This is a genomic window from Mucilaginibacter yixingensis, assembly GCF_041080815.1.
Classification (GTDB): Bacteria; Bacteroidota; Bacteroidia; order Sphingobacteriales; family Sphingobacteriaceae; genus Mucilaginibacter; species Mucilaginibacter yixingensis.
Window position 1 is genome coordinate 3,227,091 of record NZ_CP160205.1, and the last position, 23,957, is coordinate 3,251,047.

Below are 23,957 nucleotides of genomic sequence, written 5' to 3' on the forward strand. Positions count from 1 at the left end.
AATCAATATCTAACTATAAAGATAAAGCACTGTTAGTAAAGACTAATTCATTTAACAACTAAAAAAGAGGCCTCTAACGATCATTAATCGCCCATAAAGCATTCAAAGGCTCTTTTATGTTGCAATTGGAAGATAACGCCGATCGCTACATCTTGTATCACGTCTGTAAAATGCTGTCCGGTTAAACTCGCCCCATATTAAACTGTAGCAAAAAAGTAGACCCTTTACCTTCAACCGATTGTACCTGTATATTTCCACGATGCAGGAGCATAATTTGTTTGCATAAACTTAGGCCTATACCGCTACCAGTTTTACGTGTGCTAAAAAAGGGGATGAATATTTTATCTAATAATTCTGCATGCATGCCAATGCCATTGTCAGACACCTTTATACCCACCTTTTTGTTATCTAAAGGTTCGGCCGTTAATGTAATAATAGGTTTTGGGCTATCTTTCACCGCTTCGGTGGCATTAACCAAAATATTAATCAATACCTGTTCTATCAAATTAACGTCAACCTCAATGGCAAGCGTAAGATCTTTTATAACCACTTCAAGCTCTATTCCCTTTTTTTCTAGCGAAGGCAGCATTAAGCCGCTTATATTCTCGAATAAGTCGGTTATTAATATCGGGTTGAGGTCCAGCGCATTAATTCTATTCAGATTGCGATAGTTTTCTGTAAATCTTAGCAGCCCGTCGCTACGACGCCTGATGGTATCAATGCCTAACTCTATGTCATCCAGATCATTCTCTGATATGCCGGTAATGAACTCCGGACTCTTGAGGCGATTTTTCAATGTTTCGGCCAGTGATGATATAGGTGCTACCGAGTTCATAATTTCATGCGTCATCACACTCAGTAGCTTTTGCCATGCCTTTGATTCTGTTTCATCGAGGGCGTCGCTTACATTCTGAAAGGCAAGTAACTTATAGTATTTTTCATCGCTCTTAAACACACTTACACTTACCAGGATGCTAATATGCTGCTGATTGCGCGAGATGGTAACCACCTTGCTTTCGCCTGATTTAAGATTGATGATGTCTTTATAAAGCGATGGTTCGCGCTTTTCAATCGCTTGTATTTTTTTAAGGTATGGTATGCCGAGCAATAATTTAAACGATTCGTTGATCCACGCTGTTTCCCCGGTTTCCTGTTCGTAAGAAATTATCCCGGTATCAACAAGTTCTAAGATCTTTTGCAGGTATTGATATTGGGCTTCCCGTTCGCGGCTGATAAGCTTTAAGGTGTCATTTATTTCGTTAAAACCCTCCCTGATCAGTTTTAACCGGGCGGGGGCTTTTTTAACATCGTAGTGCCTGGAGAAATCGCGATAATGAACGGCTGCTACAAACTGCATTACTTCATCCTGCACCTTTTTCTGAAAGCTGATCAATTTTATAAGTTGATAAATAACAACCGGTATGCCCAAAAACAGACAGACATACACCCCTTTAATCACGGTAAAGGATATAAACAAGAGCGAAGCAAATAATGCCAGCACCTGCAACACCAGCCGCCATTCAAACCTATCAGATTTCATACTTGTTTAATCTTCTGTAAAGCGCAGTACGGGTAAGCCCCAGTTCTTTTGCTGCCCGGGTAATATTACCGTTATGTTTTTCAATTACGCGGAGAATAGCGCTTCTTTCCACTTTGCTCAGGAGGAGGTTTTCTTCATTTTCCAGATCAACCTTAACTGCTGTTTCGAGCGCAGAAAATATAATATCGTCGGCCCTTAACAAACTGGCATCGGCCATTATAACTGCCCGTTCAATACTGTATTGTAGCTCTCTTATATTGCCCGGATAATGATATGCCTTTAATTTTTGCAGTGCCGAAGGCTCAAAATCAATTGCCGGTTTTAAATACTTTTTAGCATATACATCCGCAAAGTGTTTGGCCAGCAGCACAACATCATTATTGCGCTTACGCAGTGGCGGCATGGTAATCTCAACCGTATTTATACGATATATCAAATCCTTCCGAAATCTGCTCTCGTTTGCCAGGTCTTGTAATGGCACGTTGGTAGCACAAATTAATCTGATATCAATATCAACGGACTTATTGGTCCCTAAACGGGTAACCTGCCTGTTTTGCAGCACGGTTAACAGCTTAGCCTGTTGTTGCAGCGTAATATTGCCTATTTCATCGAGAAAGAGTGTCCCTCCTTCTGCGGCCTCCAAGCGGCCCTGCCGGTCTTCGCGGGCATCAGTAAACGCTCCCTTTTTATGGCCAAAAAGTTCACTTTCAAACAAGGTATCTGTTAGGGCACCTACATCAACTTTAACAAAAGGCTTATGAGCCCGCAATGATTGCTCATGAATTGCTTTAGCCATTAAATCTTTACCGGTGCCGTTTTCGCCAAGTATTAAAATATTAGCATCTGTTGGGGCTATCTTACTTACCTTATAAAAGACATCCTGCATCATGTCTGATGCGCCTAAAATGGCCGTTGTTGTCGCGATGGTTACAGGCTGTTTAGTTAATTTGGCCGCACCTTTTTTATCAAGTAGTTCTTTAATTGTTTCAATAAGCTTCTCGTTATGCCAGGGTTTCACCACAAAATCATCGGCCCCTTCTTTTAAACAGCGTACGGCCAGGTCAATTTCTCCGTAAGCTGTTATCATAATTACCAGCAAACCCGGTTTCAATGCTTTTATCTTCCGCAACCAGTAAAGACCTTCGTTTCCAGTGTTAATGGCACTGTTAAAGTTCATATCCAGTAATAAAATATCAACCTGATTACGTTGTAGTAATTGATTTATATTTTCTGGATTTCTTTCTATAATTACTTCCCCGGCTTCTGGTTTAAGCAGTAGCCTTACAGCAGTAAGTACGTCAGAATCGTCGTCAACAACCAATACAGTGGCCTTTTTTAATATCATAAATTGCTACGTTGCAGGGTTAAGGTAGACAAAAACCGTTAAAAATATATCTATAAGGCCAATGTTAAAAGCCAATTTTATACTATGCTACTTTGCATAAAAAGCCGCAATTAATTTGCCAGCTTGCTAACTAACTGGCAAACAATCAATTCAAAAAACGAACGATTATAAACTGTATCATAATCGAACAGTAGTGTAACGCAAGCGTGCGGCATCGCTTTTATTTTAAATTTTAATTATTTGTAAATGAGATCATTATCTTATTGGCACAACTATTAATAGCGGCTATGTATACTTGTTAACAGCGTGGATAGAAAATTAGAAAAAAGCAAATGGAAGAATAAAAGGGTAATGGGCGTTGCAGGATTAACGGCCTTACTGTTGCTGGTTGCAGGCAGCATTTTTTTTACTTCGGGCACCAGCAAGCTCAATGTTGATGCGGAACGGATAACAATTAGCGAAATAAAGAAAGGACCGTTTCAGGAATTTATACCCGTTAACGGCATAGTGATGCCTGTTACCACTATCTACCTTGATGCGATAGAAGGCGGACGTGTAGAAGAGAAATATGTTGAGGACGGCGCCATGTTAAAAAGGGGAGACCCTATATTAAAGCTTGCTAACACAGATCTGGAATTGAGCCTGGCTAACCAGCAAACGGCCGTATTTAACGTTTTAACCCAAATGCAGATATCGCACGATCAGGCGCAGCAAAACACTATAGGTAAATTGCAAACAATGGCCGATGTGGATAATGCTTTAAAAGAAGCAGACAGGATATATAAATTAGATAAAAATCTGTACGCTCAAAAAGCCATTGGATTGCAGGAATACCAGGCCGCAGTAAACGCCTATGATTATGCAGTGCGCAAAAAGAAGTTAACCACACAGATCTTAAAACAGGACTCGACAGCTACCCGGCAGCAGGTTACACAAGCAAAAGAATCATACGACAATATGAAAAGCACGCTTGAACTGATGAAGAAAAAGGTTGGCGACCTGATTGTGAGAGCGCCCATTAGCGGGCAATTAACGGCCATGGATGCCGAGGTTGGGCAGAACAAAAACAAAGGCGAGCACCTGGGGCAAATGGATGTACTGTCGGGCTTTAAAATAAGGGCAAGCGTTGATGAGCACTATATTTCCAGAGTGTTTACGGGGCTGATAGCCTATTACACTACAGATGAGCAAACCTATAAGCTAACCGTAAAAAAAGTTTTTACACAGGTTAACAACGGGCAGTTTGATGTGGATATGGCATTTGTCGGCGCATCACCTAAAGCACTAAGAAAAGGGCAAACCTTGCAGATCAGACTTACTTTTAGTGATGAAATGCCAGCATTATTGTTGCCTAGGGGAGGCTTTTATCAGCAAACTGGTGGTAACTGGATATTTAAAGTGAGCGACGATGGCAAAACCGCCTATAAAACAGATATTCAGCTAAACCGGCAAAGCCCCGATTATTACGAAGTAATAAAAGGACTAAAACCGGGCGACAAGGTAATCACATCCAGTTATGAAACGTATGGCGACATACAGGAGTTGGTATTAAAGAAATAATAATTACACTATTTAATAACAGGTTATTTGGTGAGTAACCGAGGAGGCTAAATGATAAAGATAACAGCTATTGAAAAATTTTACCGAACAGAAGAGGTAGAAACCATTGCGCTGAATAAACTAAGTATCGAAGTAAAAAAGGGTGAGTTTGTAGCCATTATGGGCCCCTCTGGTTGCGGCAAATCAACGCTGCTTAATATTCTGGGCATGTTAGACGATGTGGACTCAGGCAGCTATCTGTTTAACGACATTGAAGTAGCCCATTTTAACGAACGCAAACGCGCAGATCTGCGCAAGCATAATATTGGTTTTGTATTTCAGAGTTTTAATCTGATAGATGAGCTTACTGTTTTTGAGAACGTGGAGCTACCGCTGATCTATACAGGCGTACCATCTGCCGAGCGGGTTAAAATAACCGAGGAGGTTTTAAAAAGGATGCAGATCATGCATCGCCGCAATCATTATCCGCAGCAGCTATCTGGCGGGCAGCAACAGCGCGTGGCCATTGCACGTGCCGTAGTAAATAAACCTAAACTCATTTTGGCCGATGAACCTACCGGTAACCTGGACAGTAATAACGGCAACGAGGTAATGCAGTTACTAACCGACCTGAATGATCAGGGCACAACCATCATCATGGTAACCCACAGCGAGCACGATGCCCGCTACAGCCATCGCATTATCCGTCTGTTGGATGGGCAAACAGTGCTGGAAAATATGATGATATAAGCCCACCCGGCCTACCCGAAAGGAGGAAGCAGATGGGCAAGAATTATAAAATGAATATTAAAAATATTAAACAAAGTCCCTCCCCTTTGGGGAGGTTAGGAGGGGTGTCATGCTTACAAACTATCTGAAAATAGCCTGGCGTAATCTTTGGAAAAACAAGATTTTCTCTATTATAAATTTATTAGGCCTGGCGGTTGGTATCGCTTTTGCAATGTTAATTGGCGCTTATGTTTGGGGTGAATTACAGGTGAACCGCAGCATTAAAGACTGCGATAATCAGTACGTTATACAGAGCAAATGGAAAAACCCCAATATAGGCATTGAAGCTACCTCTGTTGCAGCATTACCTAAAGCCTTAAAAGAAAATTACCCCAGTCTGATAGCCAACTACTATAATTCGGCATTGGCCTTTACAAATGTATCTAAGAATGATAAACATTTCCGTGAGCGCTTACAAGTGGGGGATAGTACATTATTAAATATGTATGGCTTTAAGTTATTGTATGGCGATGCTAAATCTGCGTTCACCGGGCCGTTTTCGGTAGTGATAACGACTGAAATTGCTAATAAATACTTTGGCAAAACAGATGTAATAGGCCAAACGCTCAATATTGAAGATTTTGCTGGCGGTAATCATGATTATATAGTTACAGGTGTACTGGATAAAATTCCGGCAAACACAATTACCGGGTTAGACGGCGATAATAAGTTTCAATTCTTTGTAAATGGAAGTTTAAATAAATCTCTTCGTACGCTGGACGGATGGGATAATTCTGGTATTACTTGTTATATCGAACTGCAAAAAGGTGTAAAGTCAACAGATGTTGAAAGAGCAATGCTTGATCTGATCAATAAGAATGAAACCGATGATGAGATAAGAGGCAATCTTACACCCTACCTTGTACCCATAAAAGACTACCATCTGCAAGCCAATAATAATTTGGTAAAAAAGATGACCGGGACGCTTTGCTGTGTAGCGTTTTTTATTTTGCTAATGGCAACCATAAATTTCGTGAACATTTGCATCGGCCGCTCATCGGGCCGGATGCAGGAGATGGGCATACGTAAAGTAATAGGCGGTTTACGCAAGCATCTGATTATTCAATTCCTGGCCGAATCGGTACTTACGGTTATGCTTTCAACGGTATTGGCGCTCATTATTTACATTTTGGCAAGGCCTTATTTTAGCGGTGCATTAGGCAGGGATATATTTAGAATTCTTGATTTTCCTGCATATTTTATCCTTATTCCCATCGCGTTTTCTTTACTAATGGGACTACTTGCCGGGATTTATCCTGCCTTGGTGTTATCAGCATTAGGAACCATAGACTCTCTTAAGGGCAAACTCAGTTTTGTAAAAGAACATGTGTGGTTACGCAAAATGTTGATCGCATTTCAGTTTGTTACGGCAGCCATTGTGGTGATAGGTGCTATAATCATTTCTCAGCAGATCAGCTTATTTTTTAATGGAAATCTAGGTTACGATAAAGATTACGTGGTTTATGCACAAGCACCGAGAAATTGGTCGCTCAAGGGTATCCAAAAAATAGAGTCCATACGGTCTCAGCTTGCTCTTTTGCCACAGGTAAGCAGTGCCACGCTTTCATGGGAAATACCTGATGGCATGGATGTAGAATGGCGAAAGAACAATGTATATAAACAAGGTACATCTGCACTGCAAGGCATTACCACACAGAACCTGGTTGTAGATAACCAATTTGTCAATACTTTCAATATTCCACTAAAGGCAGGCCAATTCTTTAATCCCCTTATAGCGGCTGATTCTAGCAGCGTGGTGATTAATGAAACGGAGCGGAAAGCATTAGGCTGGAATAGTGCTGCCGATGCTTTACAGCAAAAGATAATATATCTGGACAAAGTATTTACAATTTGCGGCGTCACCGCTGATTTTCACTTTGCGTCAATGCATGAACCCATACAGCCATTACTGTATACTAATGTTTATTTTATTAAGCAATACCGATATCTTTCTTTTAGACTTAAACCGGGCCATTTGCAGCAAAATATTGACGCCTTGCAGAAGAGGTGGTCTGAATTAATGCCACAGGCGCCTTTTGAATATCATTTTATGGATGATGCGCTAACCAAATTATATGCAACCGAAATCCAATTAAAAAAAACAGCCTATATAGCTACCACGTTGGCCATTGTTATTGTGCTTTTGGGGGTAATTGGCCTGATATCATTAAGTATTCAAAAACGTATCAAAGAAATAGGTATACGAAGAATATTAGGATCTTCGGTGTCGGGCATTTCGTTTTTGTTTTTGAAGGAGTTTTTAAGTATTGTATTGATCGCATGTATTATCGCCTGTCCATTTGCCTATATTATTATGCAACACTGGCTTAATGATTATGCCTACAGGGTTGCTATTACACCCTCTCCGTTTGTTGTAGCTATAATAGGCCTAACGTTAATAACAATGCTATTGATCTGGATACAAATTATTAAAGCCGCATTGGCCAACCCCATAAAAAGTTTAAGAAGCGAATAACTATGTTAAAGAACTATCTGAAAATAGCCTGGCGCAACCTGTGGAAGCATCAGTTTTATACTGCTATAAATATATTCGGGTTGGCGCTGAGTATGGGTTGCAGTATTATATTATACCTGTATCAGCTATCATTTAAGTTTTGACACTTATCATCATGATGCCAAACAGGTATACAGGGTAGTAAACTGGCTAACCTTTGACGATGGCAAACCCATGTATGACCAGGGTGCGCCGCTAGCACTGGCCCGCGATGTAAAGGCGAGCGATCCACGGGTAAAGGAAATTGGCATACTGCTGAGAATGCATAATATCAATGTGGCCATTCCGCAAAATAATCAGACCACCAAAAGAATGTTTGCCGAGCATGAGAACATCGGCATTACCGACGGGCATTTTTTTAACCTGTTTGACTATGAGTGGGAACAAGGCAACAAAAACACGGCACTCGCCGAACCCAATACGGTTGTACTGAGTCATGGCCTTGCCGAAAAATATTTTGGCGGCCAGGATGTAATGGGCAAAACTATTGTTGTAGATAATAAAAACACCTTCAAAGTTACCGGTGTGGTGAAAGATCATCCGGCTAATACGGATATTAAATCAGATCTTTTTCTATCATTAGCAACGTTGGATAACATCTACCCCGACTTTGTTAAAGACCTGAAAAAACAATGGAGCTTTATCAACTCTACCAATTCTGTTTACTTCTGCTTACGGCCGGGCGCTAATCCGCGGGATGTTGAGCGAAACATTGCTCAGCTAAACATCAAAGCCCAAGGCGCCAATATGGCAAAAGCATTTCATTTTATACTGTTGCCCCTAAGCGAAATGCATTTCGATGGCCGCTTTACCGGTGTTATTCAGCACTCATTGCTAACTACCCTGGGCGCCATTGCGCTATTGCTGCTTATTATTGCCTGCGTCAATTTCATTAATATGGCCACGGCCCAAAGTTTTAAGCGGGCCAAAGAAATTGGTACACGTAAGGTTTTGGGAAGCACGCCCCAGGCTATATTCCTGCAATTTATTGCCGAAACAGCTTACATAGTAACTTTTGCGGCGCTACTATCATTTGTTATTGTAACGGTAAGTTTGCCAATTTTAAATAGCTGGGTACACACGCAACTAAGCTTTAATGTTTTTACAGATTACCGCCTTGCCGGTTTTATTGCAGCGGGCTTAATCATCGTTACATTGGTGGCAGGCTCGTACCCCGCACTTATTTTAAGCCGGTTTAAACCGGCTGATGCCTTAAAAAATCAGGTTGGCAAGCAAACACGCACCACCGTTTTGGGCCGTAAGGGGTTAATTATTGTTCAAAATATAGTTGCCCAGGTGCTGATTATAAGCACCATTATTATTGCCATGCAGGTTAAATACCTCAGAACGGCTGATCTTGGCTTTAACAAAGATGCAGTAATTATGCTGCCTATACCCGGTAACGGGCAAAGCCAAACCGACTATTTACGCAATCAGCTGCTAAACGATCCTGCAATAACAAACGTTTCCTTTTGCCACAATGCACCGGCTTCGGATAATGCCAATGGCGGTTCAATAAAATATGATACCCGCGACTGGGAAAAGTTTGCCGGGGCTACCACTGTAGCCGATGCCAATTACGTTAAAACCTTCGGCATCCGACTGGTTGCCGGGCGTAATTTCAGGGAAAGCGACAAGCCCCGCGAATACCTGATTAACGAAACGCTGATGCATATGCTAGGTTTTAATGATCCTGAACAGGTAATTGGCAAACAGTTTACTGCCGGCGATCTGTCTGGCAATGCCGGAACCATTGTAGGCGTGGTTAAAGATTTTCATGCCAAATCTTTTTACGCACCTATCGGGCCAGAGTATATCACCACGTTCAGATACCGGTATCAATATGCTGCTGTAAAGATCAACACCAATGAATCTTCGGCTGTTATTGATCGCATAAAAAAACAGTGGCAATCGGTGTATCCGGAACATGTATTTGAATACCGTTTTCTGGACGAGCAAGTGGCCGATTTTTATAGAAAAGAAGACCTGCTAAACAAGCTGATCAGCTCCAGCGCCGTGGTTGCCATCTTTATCAGTTGCCTGGGTTTACTGGGGCTTATATCACTGCTGGCCATACAACGCACCAAAGAAATTGGGATCCGTAAAGTGCTGGGGGCATCTGTTACCCATATAACCGGTTTGCTTTCGATGGATTTTCTCAAACTGGTACTTATAGCCATAGTAATAGCTGGCCCAATAGCATTGCTAATGATGAGCAAATACCTGCAAAATTTCGCTTATCGTATTGAAATTAAGTGGTGGGTATTTGCGCTTACTGCTTTTATGGCCTCGGCCATTGCTTTAATTACCGTTAGTTTTCAGGCTATCAAAGCGGCAGTAGCCAATCCGGTAAAAAGTTTACGCAGCGAGTAAATCGGTTTATAAAACATAGATTAAAAAGTATGCTATCCCTAAAAAATATTTCAAAATCTTATCACACAGGCGGCAATAAAGTAACAGTGCTAAACAATATCAATCTTGACATTGAGCAGGGCGAATTTGTATCTGTTATGGGCCCCTCCGGGTCTGGAAAATCAACATTGCTACATATAATAGGCATGCTGGATGAGCCTACCGATGGCTATTACTACTTTGCAGATCAACCAGTTCATCAGCTTAAAGAAAAACAGCGTTCGGCATTGTATAAACAGCATGTTGGTTTTGTTTTTCAGGCCTATCATTTAATTGACGAACTGACCGTGTTTGAAAATATAGAAACACCGCTCATTTACCAAAACATAAAAGCGAGCGAACGTAAAGCACTGGTTGCTGATGCGCTCGACCGTTTCCAGATTGTAGGCAAAAAAGATCTTTTCCCATCTCAGCTATCAGGAGGGCAGCAACAGTTGGTTGGTGTAGCCCGCGCGCTTATAAGTAAACCCAAATTGCTACTGGCCGATGAGCCTACCGGTAATCTTAATTCAAAACAAGGCGAAGAAATAATGGAACTATTTAAAAAGCTGAATAAAGAAGATGGTGTTACTATTATACAGGTAACACATAACGAAAAAAATGCGGGCTATGGTTCCAGAATCATTGAGCTGCTGGATGGCCGGATAGCATCATCTGTAAAAGCCCGACCATAAACCCGTAGATATGATGCCGTTTAAAAAACATCTTTTAACGTTGTTTTTGTTAACATGCTCTGTTTTAGCACATGCACAACAAAATAACGTAATTACGCTGCAGCAATGCATTGATATAGCCGTAAAAAACAACCTGGAGGTTAAGCAAACAAACAATACGATGCTGGTTGACAGCATTAACTATAAGCAGAGCAAAGAAAACCTGCTGCCCTCGTTAACCGGTAATGCCAGCCGGTCATTAAATCAGGGCCGTGGCGTAAATTCCATTACAAATACTTATATAAACCAGTCGTTCACTAATGATAGTTATGGATTAAACACTGGGGTAACCTTGTTTAATGGCTTAGCGCTGCAAAATAATATTAAACAGGCCCTGCTGGCCTACAAAGCAGGTAAAATGGACCTGCAAGCTGCAAAAGACCAGGTTACCATAAATGTAATTACAAATTACATGGCCGTACTGAATGCCGAAGAAACATTATTGCAAACCCAAAGCAATCTGGCAGTTTCAAAAGAGGTGCTGGAGAGGCTGGAGATACAGGAGCAACAAGGAAATAATAAAGCAGCATCTGACATTTATGATCAACGAGGCATATATGCCACCAACAAGGTTAACGTGGTAAACGCAAAAAACGCATTAAATGCAGCAAAGCTAAGCTTGTTCCAATTAATGAATATTGCTTACCAGCCTGACGCTGAGCTACAGGCATTAAACCCAGCAGAGCCTGCTGCCAGGTACAGTCTTAATCCGCAGCAGATCTATGAAATTGCATTGCAACAATTACCCCAGATTAAAGCAGCCATATTAAAAAGGGAGAGTGCCGAAAAAAGCCTGCAAATGCAAAAAAGCCGTTTGTTCCCTACGCTAACGCTGGGCGGCAGTATAAATACCAACTATTCAAGTGCAAGCCAGAATACATCTTATTTTGATCAGTTTAAAAATAACTACGCCACTAATATTGGCTTAAATCTTAGCATTCCGTTGTTTACAGGTCATACCCAAAAAAATAACATAGCCATAGCCAAAATAAGTCTGAATAGCTATAAAGACCTGCAAGAGAATACGAGAACGGTCTTACTTCAAAATGTAGAACAAACTTATTACAACATGACTGCGGCACAAAACCGGTACTTAGCCTTGCAGGATGCTGTTAAGGCATATACAGAAAGTTTCCGCATCTCAAAAATTCGTTTTGAAGCGGGGGTGTTAACTTCTGTCGACTTTATCATCTCAAAAAATAATGTAGACGCGGCAAACTTAAATTTAATAACCGCCCGGTATGATTATTTGATCTATAGCAGGATGCTTGATTATTATCAGGGTAAGTTGTAATTCAATCTGTAACTGCTTTATTGGTGCATTGGAACATCAACTTCTGTCGTCAGGATGGTATGAAATCCCAAATGAATTTCTTAATGAAATACCTGATCCATTACAAAACGATCAGTCTATTAGTCATATTTCTCTGATTTTCAATCAAAAGAAACCTCAGATCGCCAGATTTTCGATCCAAATCAAAGTTTGCTACATTATCCTCATACAGATCTTTGTGCAGAATGTTTTCGTCTTCATAGAATCCCCCTTACCCTTCAAATCGTCGATTATGGGTATTAGCCGTAAAAATGGATTTACATGAAAAGGCGTGCCATTATAAAGTGCAGCGCTGGCACTGGTGGCCTACCGGGGCATGGGCAAGCCCTTCGGCGGGTGAGGTCCCATTTCCAGCACCAACTTCCCTCCGTTACGGATAGCGCTGTGCGTGAACCACGGTTTGGTTAATAATTTGCCGTTTAACCAGACTTTCTGAACATATTTATTAGCAGCCGATGTTTTGGGCGCAATCACTTCAAAAGTTTTTCCGTTGGCTAATACCAATGTTGTATGTGTAAAAAGCGGACTGCCCACCATGTACAGATCCTGCCCGGCGCAGGGATAAAAACCCATCGCACCGAACACATACCAGCCAGACATAGCACCAGAATCATCCTGGCCGGGAAGACCAATATTACCGGGCATAAATTGAGCTAACTCGTATCGTACCCGCTCGGCTGTTTTGTCTGATCTGCCGGCGTAGTTATAAAGGTATGGTGTCAAAAAACCAGGCTCGTTCCCCAATTCAAAATGCCGTCCATCAAATAATGAATCAAGGAACTTCACAAAACCGGCACGGCCGCCATGCGCATCCATCAGCTTGTTCAGCTGATGCGCTACGTAAAAGGTATAGCTGAACGGTGTGCCTTCATAAAAGTAAGGACCGTTCCAGTAATCAGGCTTTCTGAACAACGGAGAAAAACCATCAATCCATTTGCCTTTATCATCTTTTGCCCAGAAAAATCCGGTTGCTGAGTTGAACAGGTTAAAGCAGTTCTCAGACTGTTTCATAAATCTTTTATAATCCTCCTTTTTGCCCAGCTTCAGTGCCGCCTGGGCTACGCAAAAATCATCATACGCATACTCCAACGTTTTTGACGAACCGTTCTTTACATTACTGGAACAATAGCCCAGTCTAAAGTACTCTTCATAACGCCCGTATTTAAATGGGTTGTCTGACGGTGTAGTCGCATCCTTATGGATCGCTTCATAAGCTGTCTGAACATCAATACCGGGCAGGCCTTTCAGTATGGCATCAGCAATAACTACATCGGCACTGGTACCACCCTGCACCATAGCGTAGTCGCCCCCGGTCCAGGCATCGGGTAACCAACCCCGGTGTTTGTAAATATCAATCAGCGTGTTCACTATTTCTGTCTGCCGCTGCGGCAAAACGAGCGTATGCAAAGGCATCACGGTACGATAAGTATCCCACAGCGTATAAAAATCCCAATAGTGCGGGGTATTGCTTTTCCAGGGATTACCTTCCAGGCGTACAGGCATCACCATCGTGTGATACAGCGCGGTATAGAATACCGATCTTTGCTCTGCGCTGCCGCCTTCAACTTTGATCTTACTCAGGTAATTATTCCAAAGCTGATCTGCCTGTAACCTGATTTCTTCAAAGCTACGTCCGCTAACCTCATCCAGGTTCTTTCGGGCATTAGCCGTCGACAGGTAGGAAATGCCTACGCGCATTTCTACCTGCTCGTCCTGTTGTAACTTGAATGTGGCCCACGCACCCACCTCCTTACCCTGCGCTTGTTTGCTACCGGCAGAAAGCGCTGACGCAGTCCAGGTACCTGATTTTAAGCAAGGCCGATTAAAGGCAATCGCAAAATAAACGGTATACGGATTATCCCCGCCCCAACCACCGCTGAAATGACTGACTCCTTCCATCGTAGAAGAAGAAGTAACAGCAATTCGCGCAGAATCACATTTGCCTACCTCATAATCTTTTGAATTGATAATGGCCGATGCATCAACCAGCAGATTTGCCTGAAATGATTGCGCCGTTTTGCTACCGTAGATATAAGCCTCACGCACCTTCGGCTTGTCTAACACATAAAAAGTATAACGATGAACGGCAGCGTGGTCTGTACTGGTTAACTCTGCACGTACATCGCCGTGTGTTTTACCCAGGCTAACCGTATAGTAACCGGGTTTTGCATACTCGTTATATTTATGAGCAAGGGTATCGCCTAAAGTTACCGGCCCAACCTGCGGAATGACCAGCACATTGCCGTAACGCGCCCCGCCGCCCGTACCGCTTACATGGTTATGCGAAAAGCCAACGATAGAGCGGTCTGCCCGGTAACCTGTAGTATTGTTAGGTGGAGCCACGTCTGGCCCCACCTTCACCATGCCAAAAGGTGTGTTTGCCCCCGGCAAGGTATTGCCGATATAGGTGCCCAAAAAGGGATCAACCAGCGGCGTTACATTAATTTTTTGCTGCGCGAGGGACAGGTGCGCACAAAGCAGTGCACTCACAGACAGCAGGCGTTTTAACTTAGAAATAAACATCTTATATCGGTTCGGTAGTAAATTGGCGTTCTTGTTTTTTCGGCTTGCCATTATTGGTTTCTGTTAAAGGCTTTGTTAGCGGCCTCACGCTGAAATCAGAGAAGATGACGTTGCAGACACGCGCAGGATCATCGGACGCAATGAATACGCCGACATCTTGCCTGCTGCTGCCACCTTTAACTTCAAACTGGCCATATTTTTTCCAACGGTTACCATCTGCGCTCGCCCAAACCGTATAGTGTTGCTGGTGCCGTTCTATACGTAACCATTTATCAGGAAATGCGGCCAGCGAAACCCGACGCATTGAATCCAGGAAACCGGTTTGATGGGCATCCCACTCAAATAGTCCGCCGCCCCCATAGTAAGAGGTAACGGCGGCAGTCATATACCCTGCAGATTTGCCCGGCTGGTTGATCTTGTTTCGGATCATCAAACCCACTTTGGCATAGTTTCCGGTCTTTTCCTGCTGATGAATCCGCACCGTAGCTACGCTGTTACCGGCCATGCCGTCAGGCAGATATAAAGCGCCATAACAATCATTAGCAGTACGCTCGCCATAGTTATTGGACACAGGCGTACCACCTACACTCCCATTTGCATAACCCCAGAATGTAGTGCTGTCAACCTGAAAAAATTGACCTTTTTGGGTAGCGAATACCTGGTATGGAGATTTAGCTGTATGACCGACCAGCATGGTTTGCTGAGCTGCGCCATTTAAACTGATTTGATAAACGCCTGCTTTTCTCAGTTCAACAGGGATAGACAAGTCCGTAATCTTTCCCGGTTGCAATTGCGGTGTGATGATGGTGCGCTTTACGCCATTGATATCGAGTATTGGAGAGAAACTTCGCCGTTCTGAGCCATTATTAATCAACCAGTAGTGCAGCTTTATTTTCTGACCGGCCACCACTAACTGCCCGCCGCCATTTCTCTGAACAATAAGTTGCTGAGCAACTGCCCGCAGCTTTATAACTACGGGTGACAGACCCGGCACTGCCAGCTGATGATCAATAGCTCCCACCAGCGGGATCTGAAACAGTAATTTTTCTATACAATGCGGGCCAACATAGCTATCCTGGGCATAATGAGGCTGCCCGTCAGCCATTACTGCTACCCTGCCGGTCAGGTCTCCGTCATTCCGGCATGTCACCATTACCTGAACGCTATCGCCGGCTTTAATCTTCGGATTGATCACGCTCATCACTTCGTACTTCAGTTTTGGGCCGGATTGCAATAGCCTGCCCCGGATGTTTACGCGGACCGGCAAATGTTCATCTGCCGAGGAGTTGCCGATGAAGAAAGTATAATTGCCGGGGAATATCCGGTAGTTCATCGCATTGTCGTAGAGCGCGAGGTCTTCATCTTTCACCGTAAAATCAACAAAACCGGCTTTGCCAGCTCCAAGAAAAATTTTCCGGAAAGCCTTTAATCTTTTTTGCGGAAATGACCGGCTATGGTCGCCACGGAAACCAATATACAATTGCACCACTTCGGTACCGTCTTTTGTTCCCGTATTCTGAACGTTGATCCTTACGTGGGTAGCGGCACCCTGCCGGTTCATTGCCTGCAATTTGGTGTGAAAGGTTGTATAGCTTAAGCCATACCCGAACGGATACAGCGGTGTATGTTTTTGATATTGATAGGTGCGCCCCGAACGGATATCAAAATCATCAAAAGGCGGCAGTTCATGGGTATTGTGATAGAAAGTAACCGGCAGCTTGCCCGAAGGATTATAATCGCCTGCCAAAATTTGCGCCAACGCGTTACCGCCTTCTTCGCCGGGATACCAGGCTGCTATCACCCCGGAGACCTTGCCAATCCATGGCGACATATCCACGGCGGCACCACTGTAAAGCACCACCACAACAGGTTTACCGGTGGCTGCGAGTTTCAGAATATCTGCTTCCTGACGGGTAGACAAGCGCAGATCCAACCGATCCGAGACTTCACCTTCCATCAAACTGGTGCAGTAAACAATGACATCGGCAGCGGCAGCCTGTTTAAGCGATACGGTTATGTTTTTTGAATATGATACCTGGGCCTGGTCAAACCGACGCTGTATCCCTGCCAGGGCCGAAACATTTTTGGCCGATCTGCCCGACTGTTTGCGGCCCAGCTCAGGCTGGTCTGCCCGCGGACCGGCAACTACAATATGCTTAATCTCAGCATTGAAGGGTAATAGATGATGCGCATTCTTCAGCAAAACCATGCTTTCACGAGCCGCCTTCAAGGCTAACCGGCGATGCAACTGCCCGTCCAGTAAATTATCTGAAATTTGGTTATAAGGATTCTTCTCCTTCGGATCAAACATCCCCAGCCGAAACCGAACGGCAAAACTGCGGACCAGGCTGGAATCCATCACGGCTTCTTCCAATTCATGCTGATGAACAGCATGAGCCAGATAATCTGAATAGCTGTTGCCGCAATCAATATCGGTACCGGCACGTACAGCCAGGGTTACGCCCTTTTCCGGCGTCGGTACATACTTTCTGATCCCTGCAATATCACTAATGGACCCGGCATCTGAAAAAACGTAACCTTTATAACCCCACTCCTCGCGCAGCACATGCGTCAGCAACCAGCGATTGCCGGCAGACGGCACGCCATTTAACGCATTGTTAGCGGCGCCCATGCCTGCGTTACCCCCCTCTTTTACAGCCACACGGAAACTTTCCAGATAGTACTCACGCAATTGTTTTTCGTCAGCAATGTCAGCGTTCAGCTCATGCCGGCCCAGTTCCCGGCTATAAGCTGCAAAATGATTAACACCGGCGACGGCTTTGAGGTATCGCGGATGATCACCCTGCATTCCCTTCACAAAGTTGACGGCGAGACGCGAAGTGAGATATGGGTCCTCGCTAAAAGTTTCCATCGTCCGGCCCCAACGCGGATCGCGCGCCATGTTAATAGTGGGCGCCCAGAATGACAGCCATTTGAGTTGGCGGCCTGCATCGGCCTCGCGCTTGCTCATAATACGTGCTTCATCGCCAAGGGCGCTGCCTACTTGCTCTAGAACGGTGGTGTCCCAGGAGGCGGCCATGCCAATACTGGTTGGGAAACAGGTAACAATGGCATGCTTGCCCTCGTTATCCCACCCGAAAGCCGGGATGCCCAACCGCAGCACAGCAATGGCGTTGCTGGCCATTAAACCGGCTTTTTCCTGCAATGACAGTCTTGCTACCAGGTCTTTTGCCCGGATGGTTGCGGGTTGAGACGGATCTTCATAAAGATCCATCTGCCCACTATGATTCAGGTCAAGGTAATCAGACTCATGATGCTGGCACGAAAAGGCAAACAGCCCGCCCAGCCAAAGTAAACCCAGAATAGCTATAGTTTTTCCCATTGGGTTCACTTTTAAAATTTACGAAGACAAATCATACCCGAAGGCGGCACCTGCACCTTAACTATACCTGGTTTCAATGCCAATTGCGTTTTCCTGAGTCGGCGACCCTCGCAATCATACACCTCCGCCTTATAGTGCGCCTCCGCATCAACCTGCAGCAGTATACCTGCTGTGGTTTTGGCGTTAATAAGATCTACCTGGTTTTTATGCAGTTGCAGCGGTTTACTTTGATTGCTGTAGATACTGGCAATCAACTTATCGCCCAACTCGCTGCTTAAAATGGGGTAATTTTGCGCAGGACCAGCAGCCCTGAACTTTCCGTTTAACAATACCTGCCTGTTATCCAGCCAATAACGGGTATAGAAACGTACCATATGGAGCTGCGATGCGGGAATATCATTAAGCCTTACAGACAATTGTGGCACCGCGAAAATGATATTCAAAAACTGAAGTGCTGCCTGAGGGGCACTGCCGTGATAATCCCAGGTTAGCATATCTGAGTGTACGGCTGTATTACCGGCCAGCAACCGCAGGTCGGTAGTACGAATGCGGTTAGTGAGCGCCGCCGCCGGGCAATCGCCCGCCCTGAACATATTGCCATACTTACGCATAGCCGGACCAGTATAAGATTGTCTGAATTCTATCAGTATCCCGGGCTTAACAGCGGTCAATGCCTTTCTAATCGCTACCATCAGCGCATCAATACCCGCATATACAGACTGATAGTCTGCTGTACTGCCAACTGCCGGAGCTTCACTGGCCTGGTTAGTAAAACTGTCAATAAAATCTAACTTAAAGCCATCCAGATCCCAGACTTTTAACGCATTGACATAGCGCTCCACAATAAACCTGCGCACATCGGGGTAACGCGGATCAAGTATGGCGGCTGATTGCCTATCGCTGCGGTAAAGCAATTTCCCTTCAAAGCGCTTAAAGGCGGCAGACTTGTAGCCCACAAAAGGCACCGAATACCACAACAGGCAGCGCATACCGGTTTGATGCACCTGACGCACAAAACCCGCCATATCCGGAATACGCTCGGGCTGCCAATCGCCCGTAAAGGCGTAGCCGCCAGCGTGGTGGAGCGTTTGCCAGCCATCGTCTACAATGATGCCGGTATAGCCCAGTTTTTTCGCGGCCACACATTCAGCCAGAAGTGATTTGGCATCAAAGTTTTGATGATAGCTATACCAGGTTGAATATAGTGGCTGCCGGGCCGCATCTGGAATAGCTGCAGGGTGATATTGCGGCATATCTGCCCACCATTTAGTAACTTTTCCTAAGGCATCCTCATAACGTTCATCGCTTTTATTGAGCAGTAAACTTACTTCATAAGGTGATGATCGTTCGGCTGCAGAAAGTTCTATTTTCAATGTGCAGCCTAGCGTCGCATCCACTTCATTGATGCCAGAAGAAAAAGTGGTTTTGTGAAAAGCATCAGACAATGCCGCTGTAAAACGGCTCCGGCCGGCATCATTAAAAAAGGCCCATACGGGGGCCTGGCTAGCCAGATTAGCCTCCAACTTAGCCCCCATGTGAATAAAACGTGGCACGTTTCCATCAGTAGTCCAGCAACCCGTAATGTCCTGTAGTGGCATGCTCCACTTAATCAAGATATCACTGATGGGATTTTTTTCAAATCTGAATTTTACGCGGATGAGGCCCGGCGCCAGCCCTGATGAATCAGCGCTCACGCTTACTCCTTGCTGATCAGGAATCATAAAGCGATAACCGCCGGCCTGATACTCCTGCGCCTGCGCCCGGATTGCCGACAGGCAGCACAACAGCAAGAATATCTTGTGCAAACAGCTTAAAAAACAATTACTACGTTTAGGTTGAATCGTCTTCATCGTTAAATTTCTCCGGAATTATTTTTTTAGCAGCGCGTTTTTAGCTGCACCGTCTTTCAGTTCGTACAATCGGGGGCTGTTTACGCCCCGCAAACCATTAAGATCAATTTGTTTTGACTGCGCTCCGCGGATGCGAAACAGTAATGGAATGGCCTGATCAATAGCCCAGCCATCAGCCATAAAGTCAAGTACATTATTTAGTTCAACCAGCGGAGCACCGGCTACGGGTGCACTTGCACTGAGATCTGAGATATGGATATGCCGGGCATCGTCTACATACAAAGCAGGCCGGGCTTCATCCCTGGCTGCTTTAAACTGGATATGATCAAGCGAAATATTGCTCACATGCCGCAGATAAAGTCCGTATGCCGGCAGCGCCGTTTCAAACATGCGGTTTTCTGGATAGGCTTTCTCCTGCTCTGGTACCACAGTGGCATAGTCTTTTGCCGTGCCCCCGCCCGGTGCTTCCACATAGATATCGCGCAGCACCACATTTTCTACCTTAAAGCCCGGGATAGCTGTAATACTACTGGCTATACGGCTCACGCTTTTGGCAATGATATGGCTGATTATCACATTTTTAAGCGAACCTGTTGCATGACTGCGATTGCCCAACCTGATAAAAATGGGCGTTTGTACGCCATCCATGGTAATGTTGCTGATCTGAATGCCGTCCATCGCGCCGCCATCAACAATCTCCAGCGCAATACCGGCTAGGCCCGTAATGGGTTCTGTAACACCCGGCACAGTACGTTCCCAAAACCTGAAATGCGATGCTGACGCCCGCCGCAACACGCAATTGCTGATGCTGATATTTTTAAACCCGCCCACAGAGGCGGTCCCCATCTTGATAAAATTGCAATTAGAGGCCAGCACACAGTTGGTTACCGTTACCTGCTGGCAGATAAAGCTGCTATCGCTTTTAAAGCAAAGCGCATCATCGTCGGTATCAATAATGCAATTGCTGATGGTAACGTTCCTGCTGTCAATATCTATCCCGTCATTATTAAAATTAACGTGCGAGCAGATCTGGATACCAGCTACCTGTACGCCGTCATTATACAGCAACCGGAACGTCCAAAAGGCAGAATTGCTGAGTTTGATACCGGTTACACTTACCTGTTTACAGTGTTTAAACAATACGAGGAATGGCCTGTCGGGCGCATTATCTCCCTTGAAAAAAGCAGCGCCGTTTCCATCAATCTCGCCTTTACCTGAGATGCTGACATCAACAGCATCATGGGTAATAATCAATCCACGCTCACCATCCAATTTGGGGTAATCTGTCCTATCTGTACTCCCTAGTAGCTTCGCGCCGCTTTCCAGGTAAAGCTCTACGTGATTTTTAAGAAAAATGGTACCCGTCAAAAAATCGCCGGCTGGCACTATTACTCTGCCTCCGCCGTTGGCGGTGCATTGGTCAATGGCTTTTTGAATGGGCACAGTGGCCAACTCCTTTGCGCCGCGTTTGGCACCAAAATCTGTAATCAAATAATCGGCCGCATTAACTGTGCTGCACCAACACAGGGCCACAAAAAATATTAAGATCAATTTCTTCATGGCCTTACTTGCTTTGAATCGTTATCGTACCGGCCTGCAACCCCGGCGAGGTTGCTGTAAGTTTAATGGCTGATGGCTGCTTACCAGCCTGCACAATGACCAGCGCCTTACCATGAAAAAGTTTACGATAGTGCGCCTTAAACGGCGCATGACTAACTGGGTCGCCATTATCCACCCCAACAATTTTACCAGCGCCGCTAATCTGGAAATCAGCCTGCATATCGGCTTCGGGGACAGGGTTGCCCTTAACGTCCAGTGCTTCAACGGTGATGAATGCCAGATCGTTGCCATCGGCTTTTATCTGGCTCCTGTCTGTATGTAAAACCAGTTTTGCCGGCTTGCCTGCGGTTACTATTTTATGGGTCAATATAACTTTACCGTTTTTGCGGGAAATGGCTTTCAACTCACCAGGCTCAAATTTTACCCGCCACATCACGTGCAGATCTTCGCCGGTTTTCTTTCTCACGCCAAGGGATTTGCCGTTCAGGTATAGTTCCACTTCATCAGCCTGACTGTAAAACACCCAAACATCAACCGTTTTGCCGGGCTGCCAGTTCCAATGCGGAAACAGATGCAGCACGGGTTTGGGCGTCCACTCACTTTGGTACATGTAATAAATATCTTTGGGAAATCCGGCCAGATCCAGTATGCCGAAATATGAGCTGCGCGCCGGCCAGGGATATGGCGTTGGCTCGCCCAAATAGTCAAAGCCCGTCCAGATGTACATTCCCGACAGGAATGGGTATTTTTTAATCAACTTCCAGGTTTCCTCATGCGTGCCGCCCCAGTTGGCGCTCACGTTGTCATACGCTGATACCGTATAATCGGCATTCAGCCCCCTGGTTGTACTATCCAGCGGCCAGCGGCGGATACTGTCTGATGGCATATCATAATAGCCGCGGGTCTCAAGCGCCGAGGTAGTTTCTGAACCGATGAACTTTTTACCGGGATAACGCTGATGAAAACTCGCCAGATCGCGGTTATGATAATTATAACCAATCAGATCCACGGCTCCTGAACTGATGATCTTGTTGGTGGTATCTGGCCTACTGTTAGCAGTGGTAATGGGTCTGGTGGTATCCAGCTCATGAACAACCGCAGCCAGTTGTGGCGCAATGCGCAGGGCTACCGTATCATTCTGCTCATGGATCTCGTTACCAATGCTCCAGATAAAAACGCTGGGGTGATTACGGTCTCGCAATACCTGATCGCGCAGATCACGGGCCGACCATTGTCGGAAGAATAAATGGTAATCAAACGGCTTCTTGCCTTTCTCCCAAACGTCAAAGGCTTCGTCCATCACTATAAAACCCAGCTCATCGCACAGCTCTAACAATCCCGGATCGGGTGGATTATGTGAGGTGCGGATGCCATTACACCCCATAGCTTTTAAAAGCTGCAGTTGCCGGCGCTGGGCTGCGGTATTTACTGCGGCACCTAAAGCGCCCAGATCATGGTGATTGCAAACACCCAGTATCTTCATCGGCTTCCCGTTTAGCGAGAAACCTTTATCGGCATCAAAATTAAAATAACGAATACCCAGTGGCGTGTGGTAAGTGTCGGTTAACTGGCCATCTGCATAAACGGTGGTAGTTACTTTATAGAGATAAGGCGCGTCTGTAGACCAAAGTTCAGGTTGTGTTACCTGCAACGTTGCGTCAGTCTTACAAATCGTATCTTTTATATCGATAACTGCTGAACGGTTTTGCGCAACCTGCTTCCCTGTCTGGTCAAAAATGGTGGTAACAACCGTAACTTTCTGGTCAGACTGTGTGCGGTTGCTGATGATTGTGGTCACCATTACATCAGCCGATGAGGCAGATACATTTTGGGTACGGACAAAGGTCCCCCACTGATCAACCGCTACCTTAGCGGTTTTCACCAGGCGCACATGCCGGTAAATACCTGAACCTGAATACCAGCGGGAATTTGGCTGGTGCGAATTATCTGCTTTTACAGCAATTTCATTAATGCCGCCAAAATGCAGATACGGCGTCAGATCATAACGGAACGAAATATAGCCGTTAGGACGAAACCCTAAATGATGGCCATTGATCCAGACATCACTACGCTGATAAACACCGTCAAATTCAATATAAACTTGCCGGTTACGATCTGCCGGCGAAACTTTGAAAGCTTTGCGATACCAGCCAATGCCGCCGGGTAAAGCGCCACCATCATAACCAGCAGGGTTTTCTTTTTTAAACGCCACTTCAATGCTCCAGTCATGCGGCAGGTTGAGCTGCCGCCAGGCTTTGTCGTTATAGTACGGCTGTTCTGCGCCAGCAACTTCGCCCAAGTGGAAACGCCAGCCCTCATCAAAATTGAGCACCTGACGCAGGGCCGTCTGCTGCGCAAAAATGGCGTGCACAAAAAAAAGTGATAACAGTAATAAGTAATACTTCCTCATCGAGATAACAGGTAAACAATTGGTTTGACTGTGCCGGACGTGACTACGCCGTTACAGTGAAAGCGAAATTATTGAAGGCGATGCA

At 45.0% G+C, this 23,957-nt stretch carries 14 protein-coding genes; 7 read left to right on the top strand and 7 right to left on the bottom strand.

All coding sequences use genetic code 11. The features are described 5' to 3' along the window. Positions 1 to 181 precede the first annotated feature (181 nt). Both ABZR88_RS13065 and ABZR88_RS13070 read right to left on the bottom strand, forming a co-directional pair. Positions 182 to 1,540, bottom strand: coding sequence for a PAS domain-containing sensor histidine kinase (locus ABZR88_RS13065; protein ID WP_107826907.1), 1,359 nt, complete (start codon positions 1,538 to 1,540; stop codon positions 182 to 184). Then, positions 1,530 to 2,885: a sigma-54 dependent transcriptional regulator gene (locus ABZR88_RS13070; RefSeq protein WP_107826906.1), complete on the bottom strand. Its 1,356-nt coding sequence runs from the start codon at positions 2,883 to 2,885 to the stop codon at positions 1,530 to 1,532. Before ABZR88_RS13070 ends, ABZR88_RS13065 begins: the two co-directional genes overlap by 11 nt. A gap of 306 nt (positions 2,886 to 3,191) precedes the next feature. On the opposite strand from ABZR88_RS13070, the gene ABZR88_RS13075 reads away from it, so the two are divergent. The 7 genes from ABZR88_RS13075 to ABZR88_RS13105 all read left to right on the top strand — a co-directional run bounded on the left by ABZR88_RS13075 (position 3,192) and on the right by ABZR88_RS13105 (position 12,147). Then, complete coding sequence (locus tag ABZR88_RS13075; RefSeq protein WP_107826905.1) at positions 3,192 to 4,445, top strand: efflux RND transporter periplasmic adaptor subunit; 1,254 nt, start codon at positions 3,192 to 3,194, stop codon at positions 4,443 to 4,445. 51 nt (positions 4,446 to 4,496) lie between these two features. Continuing rightward, positions 4,497 to 5,174, top strand: a complete 678-nt coding sequence (locus ABZR88_RS13080; RefSeq protein ID WP_107826904.1) for an ABC transporter ATP-binding protein — start codon at positions 4,497 to 4,499, stop codon at positions 5,172 to 5,174. A 109-nt stretch (positions 5,175 to 5,283) separates the two neighbouring features. Next, positions 5,284 to 7,689, top strand: a complete 2,406-nt coding sequence (locus tag ABZR88_RS13085) for an ABC transporter permease (RefSeq protein WP_107826903.1) — start codon at positions 5,284 to 5,286, stop codon at positions 7,687 to 7,689. A 2-nt stretch (positions 7,690 to 7,691) separates the two neighbouring features. Continuing rightward, on the top strand, positions 7,692 to 7,832 hold the full coding sequence (locus ABZR88_RS13090; protein ID WP_170113533.1) for a hypothetical protein: 141 nt from the start codon (positions 7,692 to 7,694) through the stop codon (positions 7,830 to 7,832). 70 nt (positions 7,833 to 7,902) lie between these two features. Further along, positions 7,903 to 10,101, top strand: coding sequence for an ABC transporter permease (locus tag ABZR88_RS13095; protein ID WP_107826902.1), 2,199 nt, complete (start codon positions 7,903 to 7,905; stop codon positions 10,099 to 10,101). 29 nt (positions 10,102 to 10,130) lie between these two features. After that, positions 10,131 to 10,814, top strand: a complete 684-nt coding sequence (locus ABZR88_RS13100) for an ABC transporter ATP-binding protein (RefSeq protein WP_107826901.1) — start codon at positions 10,131 to 10,133, stop codon at positions 10,812 to 10,814. 40 nt (positions 10,815 to 10,854) lie between these two features. Continuing rightward, the gene (locus ABZR88_RS13105) at positions 10,855 to 12,147 is read left to right on the top strand and encodes a TolC family protein (RefSeq protein WP_369434690.1); all 1,293 of its coding nucleotides are present in this window, start codon (positions 10,855 to 10,857) and stop codon (positions 12,145 to 12,147) included. Positions 12,148 to 12,492: 345 nt separating this feature from the next. Here the strand turns inward: ABZR88_RS13105 and ABZR88_RS13110 are convergent, their stop codons facing one another. The 5 genes from ABZR88_RS13110 to galB all read right to left on the bottom strand — a co-directional run bounded on the left by ABZR88_RS13110 (position 12,493) and on the right by galB (position 23,872). Further along, positions 12,493 to 14,709: a GH92 family glycosyl hydrolase gene (locus ABZR88_RS13110; RefSeq protein WP_170113532.1), complete on the bottom strand. Its 2,217-nt coding sequence runs from the start codon at positions 14,707 to 14,709 to the stop codon at positions 12,493 to 12,495. 1 nt (position 14,710) lies between these two features. Continuing rightward, entirely contained in the window at positions 14,711 to 18,052 is a 3,342-nt protein-coding gene (locus tag ABZR88_RS13115; protein WP_107826897.1) for a glycoside hydrolase family 3 C-terminal domain-containing protein, read from the bottom strand. Between the two features lie 11 nt (positions 18,053 to 18,063). Next, entirely contained in the window at positions 18,064 to 19,857 is a 1,794-nt protein-coding gene (locus ABZR88_RS13120; RefSeq protein WP_170113531.1) for a glycoside hydrolase family 36 protein, read from the bottom strand. Positions 19,858 to 19,920: 63 nt separating this feature from the next. Then, positions 19,921 to 21,462 carry a glycoside hydrolase family 28 protein gene (locus ABZR88_RS13125; protein WP_107826895.1) on the bottom strand — a complete coding sequence of 514 codons (1,542 nt, stop codon included), beginning with the start codon at positions 21,460 to 21,462 and terminating at the stop codon, positions 19,921 to 19,923. Between the two features lie 4 nt (positions 21,463 to 21,466). Continuing rightward, positions 21,467 to 23,872, bottom strand: a complete 2,406-nt coding sequence (gene galB, locus ABZR88_RS13130) for a beta-galactosidase GalB (RefSeq protein ID WP_107826894.1) — start codon at positions 23,870 to 23,872, stop codon at positions 21,467 to 21,469. Positions 23,873 to 23,957 lie beyond the last annotated feature (85 nt).